Below are 18,279 nucleotides of genomic sequence, written 5' to 3'. Positions count from 1 at the left end.
TCGTAGATCAGCGTGTTCGTGGGAACCCTGCGTACAGGCCGCGGAGGCGTCGGTCGAACGCGGTCACTCCGTAGCGACTCTCCGCCCACTGCTGCGCGCGACGGGTGCGGGCCGAGCCGTCCGCTGCGAGGGCGCCCACGACGGAGGCGGCGAACTCGTCGGCATCGTCCGTCAGCCCGGCGAACAGGTCCGCGTCGCCGATGCCCTCCGCGCCGACGGGCGTCGCCACGACGGGCACTCCCCGCACCATCGCGTCGATCGTCTTGAACTTCACGCCGGCGCCGGTGAACAGCGGGGCGATGAAGACCGACGCCTCGGCATAGGACGGCTCGAGGGACTCGAGATACCCCGTGAGCGCTGCTCGATCCGCGCGCGCGACCATGCGCTCGAGCCCCGGCCGGGCGTGCGCGCCCGCGACGACGAGCCGCGCAGACGGCACGGCACGCAGCACTGCGGGCCACACCCGTTGCAGGAACCACTCGATGCCGTTGTGATTGTCCGCGCGGTTGAGCGCCCCGGTGAACAGCACGATCGGCTCCGCCGCGTGCGGCGCGCGGGCCGGAGCGGTCCCTTCCGGCCCCAGGCCCGGGAGAACGACCTCCACGGGAGTGCCCGGTGAGAACTCGCGGGCCAGATCAGCGTCCTTCTGACTGAAGACGATCACGACGTCCAGCTGCGCCAGCGACCGCTGCTCGCGGCCTCTGCTGCGGGCGGCTGCGACCCGGTACGCACTGCTCAGCGGAGCTCGTGCGGCCGCTGCGGCGCGCTCCCAGCGCTGCGTGATCACGTCGTGCGCGATCCCCACCAGGAATCCGTCGGGCATCCGGCGCCGTACCGGCTCGGCGAGGGCGAACATCTCCGACCACTGGAACTCGATGACGTCGGCCCGGTGCAGCCGATCCCACACCGCGGCATCCGGTCGGCGGAACTCGTTGCGCACGTTTCGCGTGACCGCGCTTCCCGCCCAGGCGGCCTCGACGTCGGCGACGGGCTTCAGCCGGCCTCCGGCGAACAGTCCACGGCCGCGCATCAGAGCCACCGATGCGACGTCCTCGACGCGTCGAGACGCGTCCGCGTTGTCCGTCGTCAGCGGAGCGGTCGCATCGATCGCCCACTCCGACGCGAGGGCGCGGTAATGGGCACCGACGTAGCGGCCTCCCGCATGGGCGATACCCGGGTACGGGATATACTTCGTCAAGCTCGCAAGACGCGGAGGCTGCGCCTCGCTCGACTCCGAAACCACGCTTCACCTCTCCCACGACGCGCTCTGACAGCGACCACTTTATGGAACAGTACGCGACGATCGTCATCAGCTACCGACGCCCCGATCTCCTGCGTTCGGTGCTGGCGAAGCTGGCGGAGCAGACGGTCCCGCCCGAGCTCGTCATCGTCGTCGACAACGCCGGCGACCTCGACGAGGACGTGCTCCGCGAGAGCCCTCTGGCCCTGCGCACGCACCTCATCCGACGACCGGACAATCCCGGCTACTCCGCGGCGGTCAACGAATCTCGCCCGTTCGTGCGTGCCGCCGACATCGCTCGGCTGCTCGTTCTCACGCACGACGCGGAGTTCTCGCCGGAGCTGGCGGCCGAACTGCTGGTCGCGGCGGCCTCGCCGGCGGCCGGCGCCGCAGGACCGTTGCTGCGCCGGGCGTCGAACCCGTCGACCGTCTTCTCGGCGGGCGGGCGGCTCACGCGCAACGGGCGGGCATGGAACACCGTGGCTCCGGCCGCGGACGCGCCCTACCCGGTGGACTGGGTGGACGGCGCGATCGTCATGTACAGGACCGATGCGCTCGATCTCATCGACTGGCTCGACGAGCGCTACTTCCTCTACTTCGAAGACGTCGACACGGCATGGCGGATGCGGCGTGCGGGACGCCAGACCGTCGTGGTGCCGTCGGCGCTCGCCGCCCAGGATCCCGGCGCGCATCCGATGTATCTCGGCATCCGCAACATGGTGCTCTTCGCACGCCGCGCCGGCATTCCCGGGTGGCGCTCGGCGCTGGGCGTGGCGCGCCGCGTCGCCGAGGAGAGCGCCTTCCGCGTGCTGCACGGCCGCCGCCCGGATGTGCTCGATGCGTGGCGCGGGTGGCGCGACGGCCGTCGCGGACGGACCGGACACCCCCCGGCGAGGTCCCGCCGTGGCTGAGTTCGACATCCTGCTGCCGTTCTACGGGCCGTCGGATCAGTTCGAAGAAGCGGTGCGCAGCGTCCTCGCCCAATCGCACGGCGACTTCCGCCTCCTGTGCGTCGACGACCACTACCCCTCCCTGGAACCGCGCGACTGGTTGTTGTCGCTGGACGACCCGCGCATCGAGTACGTGCGCAACGACCACAACCTCGGCGTCGCCGGCAACTTCTCGCGCTGTCTGGAGCTCGCGCAGGCGGACTGGTTCGTCATGATGGGCGGCGACGACATCATGCTGCCCGGGTACCTGGAAACGATGTCACGACAGCTGCACGCTCATCCCGGTGTCGACATCATCCAGCTCGGCGTGGAGGTCATCGATGCCGGCGGCCGGCCGAGCCGACCCCTGGGCGACGTCGTGAAGGCGGTGCTGCGCCCGCGTACGCGCGGCGCATCCGTTGTCATCGAGGGAGAAGCGATGGCCAAGAGTCTCGCGCGGGCGGATTGGGCCTACTTCCCGTCCCTCCTCTGGCGCACCTCGACGGCACGGCGGATCGGGTTCGACACCACGTTCGCGATCGCTCTGGACCTCTCCCTGCTGCTGGACATCGCGCTGGACGGCGGGCGGATGCTCATCGCCGACGACCTGGTGTTCCGATATCGGCGGCACGCGGCGTCGGCGTCCGCGGCGGGGACGCACGGGGATGTGCGCTTCACCCAGGAAGCGATGCTGCTCGACGCGTATGCGCGCCGGTTCGCCGCACGGGGATGGCACGGCGCCGCGCGGACCGCACGGGCGCGACTCATCCCGCGGCTGAACGCCCTCGTGTCGGCCGCGGCGGCGCTCGCCCGCGGACGAGGTTCACAGGCACGGCGCTACCTTCGCCACGTCTTCGCGTAGCCGGCGACATCTCGCCGCCTCGCGAACGGGCAGGGAGGGCTCGGACCCGCGATGCGGTGACGATTCAGCGGTGACGATACAATCGAGACTCGCGCACGTGTTCGCGTATCGAGCCGACGCCCGCTCCCGCGCCGCTCGGCGGCATCCGTCCTCGCCCAGGAGAACCACACATGCCCGACCACGTCCTCATCACCGGCGGCGCCGGTTTCATCGGCTCGCATCTGGCACGCTCCTTCGTGCGGGCCGGGTGCACGGTCACCGTGCTCGACTCGCTCATCGAGCAGGTGCACGGGCCGGATCCGGAGACCACCTCACCGCTGCTGCGCTCGCTGGACGGTGTCGCGGAGGTTCGCCGTGGATCGGTCACCTCGATCGAGGATCTGCGCGAGGCTCTGCGTGGCGCGACGATCGTGGTCCACCTCGCCGCGGAGACCGGCACCGGACAGTCGATGTACGAGATCGACCGCTACGTCGACGCCAACGTCGGCGGGACCGCGAAACTCCTCGACCTTCTCGCCAACGAACCGCACGATGTGCGGCGCATCGTCATCGCCTCGTCCCGCTCAGTGTACGGCGAGGGCTCGTACCTGACACAGGACGGGCGCGTGGTCTATCCGCCGCACCGCGCCGAGGTCGATATGGCGGCGGGCGACTTCGAGGTGCACCTGGCCGGCGAAGGTCCTCTGCGCATGGTCCCGACGGACGAGAACGCGCGTCTGCACCCGTCGAGCGTGTACGGCATCACGAAGCAGATGCAGGAATCGTTGGTCATGACCGTCGCGCCCACGCTCGGGATCGAGCCGGTGTCGGTGCGCTATCAGAACGTGTACGGCCCCGGCCAGTCACTGACCAACCCCTACACCGGCATCCTCTCGATCTTCTCGACCCTCATCAGGCAGGGCAAGGAGATCAACGTCTTCGAGGACGGTGCGGAGAGCCGCGACTTCGTGTACATCGACGACGTCGTGGAGGCGACCTTCCTCGCCGCCACGCACGCCGACGCGGCCGGAGGCGTCTACAACGTCGGCTCCGGGGTGGCGACGACCGTGATCGACGTCGTTCATGCCCTGTTCTCCGCGTTCGGCACGGAGGTGCCGGTGCGGGTGTCCGGGAACTACCGACTCGGCGACATCCGCCACAACGTGGCCGACACGAGCGCTCTACGAGACCGACTCGGTTTCACACCGTCCGTGCCCTTCGCCGACGGTGTCCGCCGCTTCGTCGACTGGGTTCGTGCCGAACCGACGACGGACGACGCCTACGAGCAGTCGCTCGAGGAGATGGCTCGCCGGAAGCTCCTCAAGTAGTCGAGCCGTCGAGACCCCGACGATCACCCGGACCGGGTGATTCGTCGTCCCTCGCCGCGGCGGCCGACCCGTCGCCCCGTGTCCCGAGGTCGGCGCGTTCACGCTCGAGGAGAGCGAGGCGCGCGGCGAGGCCCTGGATCTCGGCGCGGGCGATGGCGGCTTCCTCGGCGAGCCGACGGATCTCGTCCTCGGCCTGAGACAGCTCCCACGACAGGTGGAGCGAGACACCGAGAAGAAGGACGATGCCGAGCGCGAAGATGAGGTTCGCCGGCACCTGGACTCCGAGCACGCCCGCAAGCCCCAGGAGCAGCTGGGGGAAGACGCCGAGGATGAGGACGGCGAAACCGATCACCAGCCACATCGCCGCATACTTCTCACGCAGACGACGAGCGAGCAGCATCCACACCACGATGACGAGGATGAGGACGGCGAGGACGATCCCGACGAGCACGATCATGCCGCAGCCTCCCCGACGGGACGACCTCGCGTCGGCGACGGACGGCGTGTGATCGCCAACGCGAGCGCGAACACCGACCGCAACAGGTACATGCTGGCCCCGATGGGCCCCTGGCTCGGAGTTCCATGAGCTCGGGGCCTCATGGCGACGGGCACCTGCGTGACCGTCAGCCCCGCGTGACAGGCCGCCACCAGCGAGTCGAGCGTGTCGCCGAGGTACTCCGCGGGGTAGTACTTCACGTATTGATCGATGGCGCGCGCGTTCGCGGCACGGAAACCGCTCGTGACGTCCGTGAGTCGGGTCTTCGCCACCCCGGACACGACGCGCGCGAGGACGATCATCGCCCAGCGCCGCGGGCCGCGCACCTGGTAGTCACCGACGTCGGCGAACCGCGCGCCGATGGAGATGTCCGCGTGCTCCAGTCCCTGCAGCACCCGGGCGATGTCGGCGGGATTGTGCTGCCCGTCGGCGTCGACCTGAATGGCGCGCGCGTAGCCCCGGCGCTGCGCGTAGGTGAAGCCGGTGCGCATCGCACCGCCCACCCCGAGGTTGAAGGGAAGAGTCAGCACCGTCGCTCCCGCGGCTCGCGCCTGCGCGGCCGTGTCGTCGGTCGACCCGTCATCGATGACGGCGACATCGAACGACGTGTCGCTCGCGCGGATCTCGCGCACGGTGGGGCCGACGCTTCGAGCTTCATTCCATGCCGGCACAATGACGAGCACGCGTCCCTCGGTCGAGCCCATACCCGCGATTCTATCCACGGACCTCACGGGCCCTCCTGTCCCCCGCACGCCACGATCTCGTAGAGACGCGCGTCACCTTGCTCGTCGACCAGACGCACCGCGGGCGACGTGGCGAGATCCTCGAACCCGGGGTAGCTGTGCGTTCCCGGAAGGATCTCGCGGGTACCGAAATCCAGCACGAAGCGCGTGTGCGTGCGATCGAGGGCCGCGCAGACGGCGTCGCCCGCGCGAGCCGAACGGAGACCGTCCTGGATCGTGCGGATGTCCGGGGACGCCTCGGACAGTGTGTGCGGCTGCAGCACCTGACGCCCCGCGAGCGCGTAGGCGAGCGCGGTGCCGGTCCAGGGGTTTCCTGCGATCACCGCCCCCTCCGGCACCCGGTCGCCGAGCCGCTCGAGAAGCGCGTACTCGTCCGAACTGATCAGCAGGGAGTCGGGCGCGATGCGGTACACGGTGTTGACGAAGGACGAGACCGTCGCGACGGGGCCCGTGAGGACCAGGGCGATCGCGGCGACGCCCGCCACGCTCCCCACGGCGCGCACGGCGCGTCCGACGCGCACCCCCGAGGCATCGGCCGGCCGCTTGAGCATCCTCCAGACCCACTCCGTGCCGAGGGCCGCCAGCGGCACCATCGTCATCGGAACGATCGCGGCGAGACGCGGGATGTTGTTGTACCAGCTCCCTGTGAGGACGTCTCGCAGCGGTTGATAGGTGAACGATGAGACCACGACGAACAGCCCGGCCGCGACCACGTACATCGACAGCGCGACGAGAGCCTCCGGACGGCGCGACACGGCCGTGGCGACGATCCCGGCGAGCACCGCGACCGCCACGACGACGGAGGGCGACGCGTACCACATCGATGCCGTCAGCACTTGGCCGACGGCATCCGGGATCGACAGCGTCGGGGGCCATCCACGGGCGTCTGCCGGCGGTCGCAGCACCTTGAGCAGCAGGAGACCGACGCCTGCATAGGCCACGAAGCCGAGCACGACCAGGATGCGCCGACGCCCCGCGGTCCGCCGGGAGAGCCGCCACGCGAAGAGGGTGACCATGGGCAGGGTCAGCGCCAGGACGACGACGAACGCACCGGGGTGCGCCAGTGACAGCCCCGGGAGCGTGCCGAGGAAGATGAGCGACCACCAGGTCCGCGGCATCGTCGTCCGCGCACCGAAGCCGAGGGCCTGCACGGCCGCCGCGAGCGCCACCGGCACGAGAGCGAGACCCAGCTGGAAGGGGAAGAGGACGCCGTAGTCCATCAACAGGAAGGGGAAGGCGGGCACCCCCACGGCGGCGACCACCGCGGCGACAGACAGCAGCCGCCCCGTCCCCAGGAGCGTGCGGGTGAGCAGGAGGGCGCCGAGCGGCCAGATGACGGCCGAGACGACCAGGGTGACGGCGTTCACTCCGATCGGGATGGCCACACCGGTCAGCGTGATCACGAGCGAGACGAGAGCGTGCCACGCCGCCGGATAGAACGGCAGCGTGCCCCCCGGGTTCGTCATCCGTCCGAGGTTGAACGACGAAGCGTTTCCCGTGTCCAGGACATATCGGACACCGTTGAGATGGAAGATGTTGTCGAAGGTCTGCGAGAAGTTGGTCGGCTCCCCGATCGCGACGCAGACCCGCCAGACGAGAAAGCCGCTGCCCAGCACGATCGCGGCCAGCACCCAGAAGTCGGGGCGCGAACCCCCCGCCTCCGTCGACGGTCGCACCCACCTCCGGCGGATCAGCGTCAGTGCAACGGCCAGAATCGCAGTGAGCAGGATGAGAGGGACGGGCGACCAGACCAACCCGACCCACGGCGCGGTGACGGAGGCGAGCGCGATCGCCGTCAGGGCGAATGCCGGAGCCGCGGCACACGCCCACAGTCCGCGCAGGCCCACCGCCCAGGAGAGCACGCCGCCGACGACGGCGAGGACGGCGAGGGCAGCGAGCACGGCAACAGCGAGCAAAAGCCAGGTCACGGGGTGAAGTCCTCGGGAGTCGTGTCCGCTCGATTCTCGCGGATCCCATCCACACTAATCGTGCGGCCTGGAAGAACACCGACGCGCGCCGCGTCCGCACGTTCTGCGGAGAGAGACGACCGCCGTCTGGCAGGATGGGAGACCATGAAGGGCATTATCCTGGCGGGCGGCTCCGGCACCCGGCTGCACCCCATCACCCTCGGGGTGTCGAAGCAGCTGGTTCCTGTGTACGACAAGCCGATGGTCTACTACCCGCTGTCGACGCTGATGCTCGCGGGCATCCGGGACATCCTCGTCGTGACCACCCCCCATGACGCGCCCTTCTTCGAGCGGCTCCTGGGCGACGGTTCCCAGTTCGGGGTGAACATCTCCTTCGCTCAGCAGCCGTCGCCCGACGGCCTCGCCCAGGCGTTCACGATCGGCGCCGACTTCATCGGCACCGACAAGGTCGCGCTCGTCCTCGGCGACAACCTCCTCTACGGCCCCGGACTGGGCACGCAGCTCAAGCGGTACACGGACGTCGACGGCGGCGCCGTCTTCGCCTACTGGGTCGCCGAGCCCTCCGCGTACGGTGTCGTCGAGTTCGACGCCGAAGGCAGAGCCGTCTCGTTGGAGGAGAAGCCCGTCGCGCCGCGCAGCAACTACGCGGTACCGGGTCTCTACTTCTACGACAACGACGTCGTGGACATCGCCCGGAACCTGCGGCCGTCGGCGCGCGGCGAGTACGAGATCACCGACATCAACAAGGCCTACCTGGAGGCGGGAAAGCTGCAGGTGGAGGTGCTGCCGCGCGGAACCGCGTGGCTGGACACGGGTACCTTCGACCAGATGACGGATGCCGCGGACTACGTGCGGACGATCGAGCGCCGCACCGGTTTGCGGATCGGGGTGCCGGAGGAGGTCGCGTGGCGGCAGGGGTTCCTGTCCGACGCGCAGTTGAACGAGCGGGCGCAGAAGCTCGTGAAATCGGGCTACGGCACCTACCTGCTCAGCATTCTGGAACGAGGACTCTGATGGCGCGCAAACTCCTGGTCACCGGTGGTGCCGGCTTCATCGGTTCGAACTTCGTCCACCACGTGATCGCGCACACCGACGATCACGTCACGGTCCTGGACAAGCTCACCTACGCGGGCAACCTGGCGTCGCTGGCGGGCCTGCCGGCGGACCGCTTCTCTTTCGTGGAGGGCGACATCGCCGATGCGGCGCTGGTCGACGACCTGTTCGCCGGGGCGGATGCGGTCGTCCACTACGCCGCGGAATCGCACAACGACAACAGCCTGAACGATCCGCGTCCGTTCCTGGACACGAACATCATCGGCACGTACACGCTGCTGGAGGCCGCGCGTAAGCACGGGACGCGCGTGCATCACATCTCGACCGATGAGGTGTACGGGGACCTCGAGCTGGACGACCCGGAACGGTTCACCGAGAACACCCCCTACAACCCCTCGTCGCCGTACTCGTCGACGAAGGCGGGCTCCGACCTCCTCGTGCGCGCCTGGGTGCGCTCCTTCGGCGTGCAGGCGACCATCAGCAACTGCTCGAACAACTACGGCCCGTACCAGCACGTCGAGAAGTTCATCCCGCGCCAGATCACGAACGTGATCCGCGGCATCCGTCCGAAGCTGTACGGCAAGGGCGAGAACGTGCGCGACTGGATCCACGCCGACGACCACTCCTCGGCCGTGCTCACGATCCTCGACAAGGGTGTCATCGGCGAGACGTACCTCATCGGCGCAGACGGCGAGAAGGACAACAAGACCGTGGTCGAGCTGATCCTCGAGCTCATGGGCCAACCCGCCGACGCCTACGACCACGTGACCGACCGTGCCGGCCACGACCTGCGCTACGCGATCGACTCCACGAAGCTGCGCACCGAGCTGGGCTGGACGCCGCAGTACCGCGACTTCGAAGCGGGGCTCGCCGCGACGATCGACTGGTACCGCACCAACGAAGCATGGTGGGCAGCCGCCAAAGACGGCGTCGAAGCGTTCTACGCCAGCAAAGGACAGTGACCCGCGGACGGCCTCGTTCTCAGGCTGGCGCACAGGCCCCACCAGGTAGACTCGCAAGGATGTTTGCTTCAGACCGGGATGCTGGTGAGCGGATGCGCCGCCTCGCGGCGATGCCGCTCGAGGAGGTCGGCGGATCCCACGGCCGCCGCTCATCCGTCGGAGCCCTGCGCAACGTGCTGTCCCGGCGTGAGATGCTCGGTCTGCTCATTCGCCGCGACCTCAAGGCCCGCTACAAGGACTCGACCCTCGGCTTCTTCTGGTCGACCGCCCGGCCCCTCATCCAGCTCGCGATCTACTTCGTCGTCATGGGGCAGTTCCTCCAGGCGGCGAAGAGCATCCCCGATTTCGCCGTGTACGTCTTCGCCGGCCTGTCGGCCATCGGACTGTTCACGGAGATCATCACCGGAGCGACGAGCTCGATCCTGAACAATGGCGGCCTGGTGAAGAAGGTCTACCTGCCGCGAGAGATCTTCCCGCTCTCGAGCGTCGGATCGGCGTTGTTCAACTTCGGCATCCAGCTGGTGATCCTCCTCGGCGCGACCCTGCTCGTGGCGAAGCCGCCGCTGCACCTCCAGTTCCTCTACTTCTTCCCCGCTCTCCTGGTCCTCGTCGTCTACGCGACCGCGTTCGGGCTGCTGTTCAGCGCGGTCAACGTGTACCTGCGCGACACGCAGTACCTCGTCGAGGTCGTGACGATGCTGCTGTTCTGGGCGAGCCCGGTCGTGTACTCGTGGGAGATGGTGCGCAACCTGATCTCGAGCCCGCTGCTCCTCGAGGTGTACACCAACAACCCGCTGACGCTCGCCGTCCTCGGATTCCAGCGCGCGTTCTGGGTCGCCGGTGAAGCGCACGTGTGGCCCGGCGAACTCATGCTGCGCCTCCTCGTCGCGCTCGGGATCGGGCTCGTCCTCCTCGTCTTCTGTCACCGCACCTTCGTTCGCCTGCAGGGCAACTTCGCCCAGGAGCTCTGAGCCGGCCATGCCTTCCTCATCCCGCGACCAGGACGACGTCACGCCTCCCGTGGTGGCATCCGTCGAGCACGTCTCGAAGCGATTCGTCATCCGCAAGGACTCCTCCATCAAGGAGCGCATCGTCACACTCGGCAGGGCGGGCAGGCGCCATCGGCAGAGCTTCTGGGCCCTCGACGACGTGACGCTCGACATCCGCGCCGGCGAGACGATCGGACTGATCGGTCACAACGGGTCCGGCAAGAGCACACTGCTGAAGATGATCGGCGGGATCATCGAACCGACATCGGGAACGGTGCGCGAACGGGGTCGCCTCGCGGCGCTGCTCGAGCTGGGCGCCGGCTTCCATCCGGATCTCACCGGCCGCGAGAACGTCTTCCTCAACGCCTCGGTGCTGGGGCTGAGCCGTGAGGAGACCGAGGCGCAGTTCGACGACATCGTCGCTTTCGCCAACATCGGCGATTTCATCGATACGCAGGTCAAGTTCTACTCATCGGGCATGTACGTGCGTCTGGCGTTCGCCGTGGCGGTGCACACCGACCCCGACATCCTGCTCGTCGACGAGGTGTTGGCCGTCGGGGATGAGGCCTTCCAGCGCAAGTGCATGGACCGCATCCGGCAGTTCCAGCACGAGGGACGCACGATCATCCTCGTCAGCCACTCGTTGGATCAGGTGGTGGATCTGTGCGGACGCTCCGTCCTGCTGGATCACGGGAAGATCGTCTACGACGGCAACCCCACCATCGCGGTCGCCAAGTTCCGAGACCTCCTCGAGGAACGGCGTCTGGAGGAACGGGCGACGGATGCGGCCAACGCGCGGACGGGTGGCGCAGCCGTCACGACGGTCGTCGCACGTGCGGGCGATCCCCGCTCCGGAGGAGCGCTGCGGCGCGGTGACGACCTGGAGATCGTGGTCACGGTCGCCGCCGACCACCTCGACGACTGGGCCTGCCGGATTCAGATCGACGACAAGATGGGCCAGAAGGTCTATGTCACCGGAACGGACTGGCTGGGAGTGGCGCAGGAGCCGCTGTCCGGGGAGCGGGAGGTGCGCTTCCTCCTGCGCGCACCCGCGTTCGGCGGTGGAAAGTACTTCGTCAACGCGGCGCTGCTGAACGACCAGGGTCAGACCCTGCACAACGTGATGCAGGCGACGTCGTTCAACGTCGAAGCCGACCCCCACGCCATCGGATTCTTGAGCATCCCCGTGGAGGCATCGGCTGCAGGTCGGTGAGGCCGATGCCCCGCCGAGGAAACGGATAGGGTAGGTCGATGTCCCTCTCGCCAGCCACCACCCGGCGCCGCATGCTGCATTTCGTCAGCCGAGTCGACGACAGCAACGCCGGTGACCGCGTGGCGAGCCCGCTCACCCACTACGCCGAGCGGTTCGCCGCCTTCCCCTTCCGACGGCATGACATCCGCTACATCGACTGGGACGCCATCCGCGACGACGACGTCGTGATCCTCGGCGGCGGCGGCATGTTCGACCACACCGAGTTCATGAACCGCGCGATCAATCGGCTCCTTCGCGTCGGTGCGCCCGTCATCGCGTGGGCGCCGGGGTTCAACACGCACTTCGGCCTGTCCCCCTCGTTCCGGACGCCGATCGACTTCGATCGATTCACGATCCTCACCGTCCGCGACTTCGAGAACGAGCACGCCATCCCCTACCTCCCGGATGTGACGTGCGTGATGCCGCAGCTGCGGACGACGCACGAGATCCGCAGGCGGTTCGGAGTCGCGCACCACAAGGACTTCCCGCTGGACTTCCCCGGCCATGACGCGATCTCCAATGAGACGAGCGTGGAGGAGATCCTCACCTTCATCGGTGAGAGCGAGATCGTCGTGTCCAACAGCTATCACATGATCTACTGGGCGACCTTGATGGGCAAGCGCTGCCTGAGCCCCGGAGGCTTCTCCACGAAGTTCGACGGGTTCGAGTACCCGCCGACGTTCATCGATCCGGGCGAGGATCTCGAGGATGCGGCGAGGAGAGCGCGCTCCTACGACGTCCTGGACGCCTGCATCGAGAAGACCGATCTCTTCCTGGAGGAGGTCCTCGCCGTCGTCCGCGCACACGTGCCCGAGGGCGTCACACCCTGGGACGCCTACGATCTGGCGACGCGGGCGGCCGAGGCCGAGCAGCGCGCACGCGATCTCCGGCTTCTGCCGGGGGACATGGTGGCCTCCAAGCTGTTGATCGACACCGGAGCCGGATTCACGGACGACCAGCGTATCGACGCCACGAACAACGTGTTCGGCGACGACCGGATGACGGTGACGTTCGATCTCTCCGCCTACACGAACATCGACAGCGTCCGCTTCCACCCCCTGGACGGATGGGTCAGCCGGATCTCGGTGCTCTCCGCGGTGTCGGACCTCGGCGACGCAGCGCTCGTTGCCGAGGGCGCGTCGTCCGCGGACGGCGTCGACACCTTCCTCACGACGAACCCGTGGTACCTGTCGTCGGCGCCGGTGGCGGGAACCCTGGAGATCTCGTTCCATCTGGAGCTGGTCCCGAAAGCGGAGACGGAGTGGAACATCCTGCAGCTGGACCGCCTGGCCCGCATCCGCACGGCAGAGCGCGACGCCGCCACCGCGGAGTTCACCGAGACGTATGAGCAGTTGATGGGCACGGCCCGCGAGCTCGACGATGCGCGATCGGAGCTGCGGGAGACCCGGTCACGACTCCAGCGCATCGAGCAGAGCCGCGCATGGCGGGCGACGAGGCCCGTCCGGGCCGTCGCGCGCCGTCTGCGCGCTCTTCGAGATCGCCGTCGGTGATCTCGCTCAGAGGGGCGTGACCTCCCCCAACCGGGGGTGCTGTCGGTCCTTGTCGGACAACTCGACGTTCGCGAGCGGAATCGGCCACGGGATGTCGGCGGTCTCATCGGCGAGGTTCACGAAGGAGTATTCGCCGAGCTTCTCGGGGCTCCAATGGTCGTTCACGAGGTAGGTGTAGACCGTGTTGGGCTCGAGCGTCTGGTAGGAGTTGCCCACCCCGCGCGGAACGAAGATCGCGGTCGACGGGTCGAGCTCCGCCGTGAAGACGGTGCCGAAGCTCTCACCGGCGCGAAGATCCACCCACGCGCCGAAGACGGATCCGAAGCCGATCGAGATGAACTTGTCCCACGGTTCGGCATGGATGCCGCGCGTCGTGCCGACGGCGTCGTTGAACGAGATGTTGTTCTGCACCGGACCGAAGTCCGGAATACCCAGCTCCATCATCTTCTCGCGCTGCCAGTTCTCCTTGAACCATCCGCGGTTGTCGCCGTGGACGGGCAGATCGACGAGGAGGAGCCCGGGTATCGGCGTGGTGCGGGCGGCGAGCGATTTGCCGTACTCGATGGTCACGAATTCTCCTTGGCGAAGGGGGAGGCGGACATGAGCGCAGATATGGCTTCTGCATCGGCCCACGTTCCGGGGGAATCATAGGGGCGGTCGGGAAAGGCTCCGTACTCGAGTGTGAGCCCCAGACCGTTGTCGGCGATGAACCTCTCCACTCGGCTCGCCAGCGACTCCGGGGCGCCGCTCGCGACGTTGAGAACCCCGGTGACACCGGGAGAGACGGCGGCGACGGCGATCTGCCGGCCGAGCTCCACCACATCGATGAAGTCGTACAGGGTCTTTCCGGTCGTGAACGGGAAGACCGTCTCCCCTCGATCTGCCGCCTCGAGCAGTTTGGCGAAGATCGAACGGTTTCGTCGATCATCACCCAGGATGTAATAGGCCCGCAGCCAGACGTACTCGGAACGCTCACCGATGGCGATGGTCGTCGAGCGTCGCAGGGCATCCTTCGCGACGCCGTACAGCGTGAGCGGATTGGTGGGGGTGTCGGCGGTCACCGGCCCCTCCCAGTAGCCGATCTCGTGCATGGTCCCGAGCGCGGCGATGCGCGGAACGCCGGCATCGGCGAGGCCCGTCAGAAACGCGTAGTGGCGTGACAGTTGCGCCATGTGGGACGGCGCGTTGTGCACGAAACCGTCCTGCCACGCGAGGTGGATGACCGCCGCGACGTCGCCGACCCCGACGGCCCGGAGCACATCCGCACCCTCTGTGAGGATGTCTGCCTCGAAGACACGTGCCCGGGGGTCGATGGCCGCGGCGGAGCCGGGTCGCACGACGGCGATCGGCTCGAAGCCGAGGTCGGCGACCGCCGTGACGACATGCCTTCCGACGTAACCAGCCGCTCCGGTGATGATGACCGATGATCCCGCCATAGTCCTAGATCGCTCCTCTCAGGGCCCCGACAATGACCAGCGCTCCCGTCACGAGGAGCAGAAGCACGAGCGGCGTCATCCTGAGCCACGAGGGGACGCGCGACGAGCTCGCCTTCGGCGGCACCGGCTTCCAGCCTCCCAGGACGGCGACGCCGCGCGGCATCCAGTGCTTCAAGTCCAACGCCGGCTTCTCGATGAGCATGTAGCTCGCGAGCGCATACAGGTGCACGATCACGATGACCACGGCGAGGTACGCTACCGTTCCCCACTTCTCGACGCCGAAGACCGCCGCAAGGAACATCACGGGCCATCCGGCGATGTAGATGCCGTACGAGAGGTCCGCCCTCCGGTCCCAGTTGGCAAGGACCTTCACCCGACTGCCGAACCAGATCAGACCGTAGGCGAAGGCGTACTGGCCGACGACGAACCATCCACCGCGCCACCAGCACAACGCGGCCAGAACGAGCATCCCGATCCCGAGCCGATCATCGAACGGGACCTTGTCGATGAAGAGCTGGACCAGTGTGCCGAAGGCGAACGGGGCGGCGAGCTGCAGAACCTGCGGGTTGCCGAGCAGCTGGAACGTCGACGCCAGGTCGCCGACATGCAGAGCCTGCAGCATGCTGAGCGCGAGAATCAGCACCGCGAAGGCCGCACCCACGATGCGCCCGGCCAGGGCGCCCACGACGCCGAGCGCCAGGACCCCCAGGTAGCAGCCGAACTCCCACATCAGGGTCCATGCGGAGCCGTTCCAGGTGTTGTACCCCTCCAGCACCGCGTGAACGCCGGAGCCCGTGCCGGCGATCGACCACTGTCCGAGGATCAAGGTGAAGTTGCGCGCCACGTAATCCCACGGGGAATCCGATGCGACGGAGAAGAAGCCGCGAACGGTCCCGCGCTCGTGCCACCACGCCAGGGGCGCGAACACGAATGCCGTGATGACGAGGACGAGGAACCAGGCCGGGAAGATGCGGACGACGCGATGCCACAGGAAGCGCACCGGGGAGGAGCTGTTCATCATGCTGCGGGTGATGAGCATTCCCGACAGGAAGAAGAAGCCCGTGACGGCCACTCCGCCCAGCGACGTCTCCGCGCCCCACTGGGCGCCGATATCCACGCCGCCGAAGAGACCGGCGACGGGTCCCGCGTGCGAGAAGATGACCATGAAGGCCATCAGCCAGCGAAGAAAGCCGATGGAGTTGTTACGGGTGTCGAAGGCGACAGCGAGACTCGTCAATCCGCGCTCACAATCCGACGGGATAGCCGAACGTGTCGGCGCCCTCCCAGATCGCCGGGCGGAGGTTGGTCGCAACAGGGCGCTGCCCGCCGAAGTAGGCGACCACCGCGTCGACGACGTCGATCTGATCGGTGTCGATCTCCGTCGTGAAGCCGCACCACTGAGCCATGCACATCTCATCGGCCTCGGACCGCAGGGTCACGGTCACCACCCGCGGGTCGACATCGTCCCAGTCGGATGCCGCGTTGACGAGCGCATAGCCGTTGACAGCGGCAGCGTGCGCGATGATCGCCGCCACCGCCTCCGGGCGCGCGTCGTCCATGACCCCGGAGCGCATGAAGGCATCGACGCTCCAGCGGAACATCGGTGAGCGGTGCTCGACGATCGCTTGATTCGTCCAGTCGGCGATATCGGACTGCGACACCACCCCGGCCGCGAGAGTCGAGCCACGTCCGGCGTGGTAGACGTACGCCCCCTGGACGAGAAGGTGCCGATACCCGGCGCTCGTCGCCCGTGCGGACCAGTCCGACTCCTCGCCGTAGCCCCGCCCGAAGACGGGATCCATGAGTCCGACGACCTCCAGTCGCGGCACGGGCACCATCATGGCGAACGAGATGCCCGCGGGGATGTCGATCGCCTCCGTCCCGAAACGGTTGTGGAGGGCGGTTCCGATGAGATCGGCGACGTCCTGCTCCTCCGGATACAGCTCCACACCGCAGGGCAACGAGTACGGCTCGACGTTGGTCGACCATGCCGTCGCCGATGCGACGTTTTCGTGCCCGCGCAGCGCCTCCAGCAGCACGCTCACCGAGTTCTTGGAGTAGATGACGTCGGAGTTGGAGATCACGACGTAGTCGTACTGCAGCTTCTGCGCCGTCGCGAGGCCCAGGTTCACGTTCCGCGGGATGCCGAGGTTGCGCGTGGCGCGGTAGTACGTCGCGCCCTTGCGATCCGAGATCTCCGCCAGATGGTCGCTGAAGCCCGGCTCCGGGCTCGCGTCGTCGAGCACGAGCACATCGAGATCGAAGCCATCGTGCTCGATGGCCGCGATCGAGTCCATCGTCCGCTCGGCGAAATCGCGGCCGTTGTAGAAGGTGACCGCCAGGAGGACGCGCGGCCTCGTGGGCGCGCTCACCGGCCCATCATCCGCTTGGCGCGACGACCGATGACGTACAGGGTGTGGTTCTTGCGGAACACGTGCTCGATCTTGCGCCGCGGATCCAGCATGAGCTTGAGCTGGACGACTTCGGCCTCGAGCTCGGTGATCCGCTTCTCGCGCTCCAGCATGCCGCGAGTCAGCTCGATGACCCGTGCGTTCGCGACCTCGACGTCCTTGAGCGCACGCTCGAGCGAGACGGAATCGACGGCATCCGCGGACAGCACACGGTCATCGGTCATCTGGAATCCTCTCGTCAGTACCCTCGGCGAGGGGACGTGGGGCCGGGTTCTCACCGGGGAGCACGACCGGCCTCAGATGAGCCCGCCCCGGCAGGCGCTGCAGCGGACTCGGTGGCGATCAGGACGCCGCGGGTTCGATATCGCCCGCCGGCGATCTCCCCCGCCCCCAGCAGATTAGCATCCATCGCCGTGGACTCTTCGCGACGACCGACCGTCACGGCGCCACCGAGATCGTGCCGAACTGGAAGTCCTGAGCCGTGCCCCCCGAAACGTTCTTGGCCGCGCGCAACGGAAGTCCGTAACGCCCGTTCGCTCCCCCGGCGGCGATCCACCGGCTGTAGATCGGCGCCGACACGACGTTGGCACCCGTTGCCGGCGACCAGACGATGGATCCGTTGTCGAAGTCGACCCCGCACCATTTCCCGTTGCAGGTGGCGGCGGCGAGCACACGCCCGAGCGTGCCGGTGGGACCACCCGCCGCCATCCAGAGATCACGGTATTCGCCGAGGACGGCGATCACGCCGTTGGAGGGAGACCCCGAGAGCACACCGCCCTGGAACGACTGCGAACACGTCACCGCCGTGCACACCGCCGCCGCCGTCGGCGCACCCAACGCCCCGCCGCCCGCACCCTGCGCCTGCCACGGCTGCAGGAACCAGCCCGACACCGTCACCATCCCGTACGCCGGCGTCCACGCCAGGACACCGCGCTGGAAAGCCTGCGAACAGCTCTTGCCGTCACACGAGTCGTTGCCCAGCGGCAGACCCAGCGAGCCCGTGACGCCGCCCGTCGCGAGCCACACGTCACGGTACTGTCCCGTCACGGCGACGACGCCGTTCGACGGCGAACCGACCAGCAGACCGCCCTGGAACGACTGCGAACACGTCACCGCCGTGCACACCGCCGCCGCCGTCGGCGCACCCAACGCCCCGCCGC

17 protein-coding genes and 1 pseudogene are annotated in these 18,279 nt (G+C 68.0%); 8 read left to right on the top strand and 10 right to left on the bottom strand.

Translation table 11 applies throughout. The annotated features are described in order from the left end of the window. Positions 1-7 precede the first annotated feature (7 nt). Positions 8-1,198 (bottom strand): glycosyltransferase family 4 protein, encoded by a 1,191-nt coding sequence (locus AC1Q49_RS08110; RefSeq protein WP_492491510.1) that lies wholly within the window; start codon positions 1,196-1,198, stop codon positions 8-10. Positions 1,199-1,284: 86 nt separating this feature from the next. Between AC1Q49_RS08110 and AC1Q49_RS08105 the strand changes: the two genes are divergently transcribed. From AC1Q49_RS08105 to AC1Q49_RS08095, 3 genes are all read left to right on the top strand, one after another. Further along, positions 1,285-2,151: a glycosyltransferase family 2 protein gene (locus tag AC1Q49_RS08105; protein WP_492491508.1), complete on the top strand. Its 867-nt coding sequence runs from the start codon at positions 1,285-1,287 to the stop codon at positions 2,149-2,151. Next, positions 2,144-3,031, top strand: a complete 888-nt coding sequence (locus AC1Q49_RS08100; protein ID WP_492491506.1) for a glycosyltransferase family 2 protein — start codon at positions 2,144-2,146, stop codon at positions 3,029-3,031. Before AC1Q49_RS08105 ends, AC1Q49_RS08100 begins: the two co-directional genes overlap by 8 nt. 170 nt (positions 3,032-3,201) lie before the next feature. After that, on the top strand, positions 3,202-4,338 hold the full coding sequence (locus AC1Q49_RS08095) for an NAD-dependent epimerase/dehydratase family protein (RefSeq protein WP_492491504.1): 1,137 nt from the start codon (positions 3,202-3,204) through the stop codon (positions 4,336-4,338). On the opposite strand, the gene AC1Q49_RS08090 is transcribed toward AC1Q49_RS08095, so the two are convergent. The 3 genes from AC1Q49_RS08090 to AC1Q49_RS08080 are packed head-to-tail and all read right to left on the bottom strand — an operon-like array spanning position 4,331 to position 7,505. Continuing rightward, positions 4,331-4,795 carry a DUF2304 domain-containing protein gene (locus AC1Q49_RS08090; protein ID WP_060960941.1) on the bottom strand — a complete coding sequence of 155 codons (465 nt, stop codon included), beginning with the start codon at positions 4,793-4,795 and terminating at the stop codon, positions 4,331-4,333. The genes AC1Q49_RS08095 and AC1Q49_RS08090 overlap by 8 nt on opposite strands. After that, entirely contained in the window at positions 4,792-5,538 is a 747-nt protein-coding gene (locus tag AC1Q49_RS08085) for a glycosyltransferase family 2 protein (protein ID WP_060960942.1), read from the bottom strand. The genes AC1Q49_RS08090 and AC1Q49_RS08085 overlap by 4 nt, the downstream gene beginning before the upstream one ends. A gap of 23 nt (positions 5,539-5,561) precedes the next feature. Further along, positions 5,562-7,505, bottom strand: a complete 1,944-nt coding sequence (locus AC1Q49_RS08080) for a DUF6541 family protein (protein ID WP_492491501.1) — start codon at positions 7,503-7,505, stop codon at positions 5,562-5,564. Positions 7,506-7,649: 144 nt separating this feature from the next. Between AC1Q49_RS08080 and rfbA the strand changes: the two genes are divergently transcribed. From rfbA to AC1Q49_RS08055, 5 genes are read left to right on the top strand one after another with little or no spacing between them, the layout of a single operon-like run. Next, entirely contained in the window at positions 7,650-8,519 is an 870-nt protein-coding gene (rfbA, locus tag AC1Q49_RS08075) for a glucose-1-phosphate thymidylyltransferase RfbA (RefSeq protein WP_060960944.1), read from the top strand. Further along, on the top strand, positions 8,519-9,520 hold the full coding sequence (gene rfbB / locus AC1Q49_RS08070) for a dTDP-glucose 4,6-dehydratase (RefSeq protein WP_191008937.1): 1,002 nt from the start codon (positions 8,519-8,521) through the stop codon (positions 9,518-9,520). The genes rfbA and rfbB overlap by 1 nt, the downstream gene beginning before the upstream one ends. Before the next feature lie 59 nt (positions 9,521-9,579). Then, positions 9,580-10,491 carry an ABC transporter permease gene (locus tag AC1Q49_RS08065; RefSeq protein WP_082734293.1) on the top strand — a complete coding sequence of 304 codons (912 nt, stop codon included), beginning with the start codon at positions 9,580-9,582 and terminating at the stop codon, positions 10,489-10,491. A gap of 7 nt (positions 10,492-10,498) precedes the next feature. After that, a complete protein-coding gene (locus AC1Q49_RS08060) occupies positions 10,499-11,722 on the top strand; it encodes an ABC transporter ATP-binding protein (protein ID WP_060960947.1) in 1,224 nt (407 codons plus the stop codon). A gap of 38 nt (positions 11,723-11,760) precedes the next feature. Beyond that, positions 11,761-13,272 (top strand): glycosyltransferase family protein, encoded by a 1,512-nt coding sequence (locus AC1Q49_RS08055; protein ID WP_157831635.1) that lies wholly within the window; start codon positions 11,761-11,763, stop codon positions 13,270-13,272. Positions 13,273-13,281: 9 nt separating this feature from the next. Here the strand turns inward: AC1Q49_RS08055 and AC1Q49_RS08050 are convergent. The 6 genes and pseudogenes from AC1Q49_RS08050 to AC1Q49_RS08025 form a co-directional block, all read right to left on the bottom strand. Continuing rightward, positions 13,282-13,842 (bottom strand): annotated as a pseudogene (locus AC1Q49_RS08050) (dTDP-4-dehydrorhamnose 3,5-epimerase family protein); the annotation flags it as partial. Next, positions 13,839-14,708, bottom strand: a complete 870-nt coding sequence (locus AC1Q49_RS08045) for an NAD-dependent epimerase/dehydratase family protein (RefSeq protein ID WP_101306722.1) — start codon at positions 14,706-14,708, stop codon at positions 13,839-13,841. The gene AC1Q49_RS08045 and the pseudogene AC1Q49_RS08050, both read right to left, overlap by 4 nt. A 4-nt stretch (positions 14,709-14,712) precedes the next feature. Then, complete coding sequence (locus AC1Q49_RS08040) at positions 14,713-15,945, bottom strand: acyltransferase family protein (protein ID WP_492491497.1); 1,233 nt, start codon at positions 15,943-15,945, stop codon at positions 14,713-14,715. Between the two features lie 7 nt (positions 15,946-15,952). After that, the gene (locus AC1Q49_RS08035) at positions 15,953-17,080 is read right to left on the bottom strand and encodes a glycosyltransferase family 2 protein (protein WP_492491495.1); all 1,128 of its coding nucleotides are present in this window, start codon (positions 17,078-17,080) and stop codon (positions 15,953-15,955) included. Then, positions 17,077-17,343, bottom strand: coding sequence for a hypothetical protein (locus AC1Q49_RS08030; RefSeq protein WP_060960953.1), 267 nt, complete (start codon positions 17,341-17,343; stop codon positions 17,077-17,079). The genes AC1Q49_RS08035 and AC1Q49_RS08030 overlap by 4 nt, the downstream gene beginning before the upstream one ends. A gap of 214 nt (positions 17,344-17,557) precedes the next feature. Further along, the coding region (locus AC1Q49_RS08025) for an LGFP repeat-containing protein (RefSeq protein WP_492491493.1) at positions 17,558-18,279 on the bottom strand (722 nt) is incomplete at its 5' end.

The sequence above is a fragment of the Microbacterium sp. MPR-TSA4 genome, from assembly GCF_058792815.1.
The sequence above is the reverse complement of the archived record's forward strand: the minus strand, read 5'-3'. Positions and strand labels throughout refer to the sequence as shown.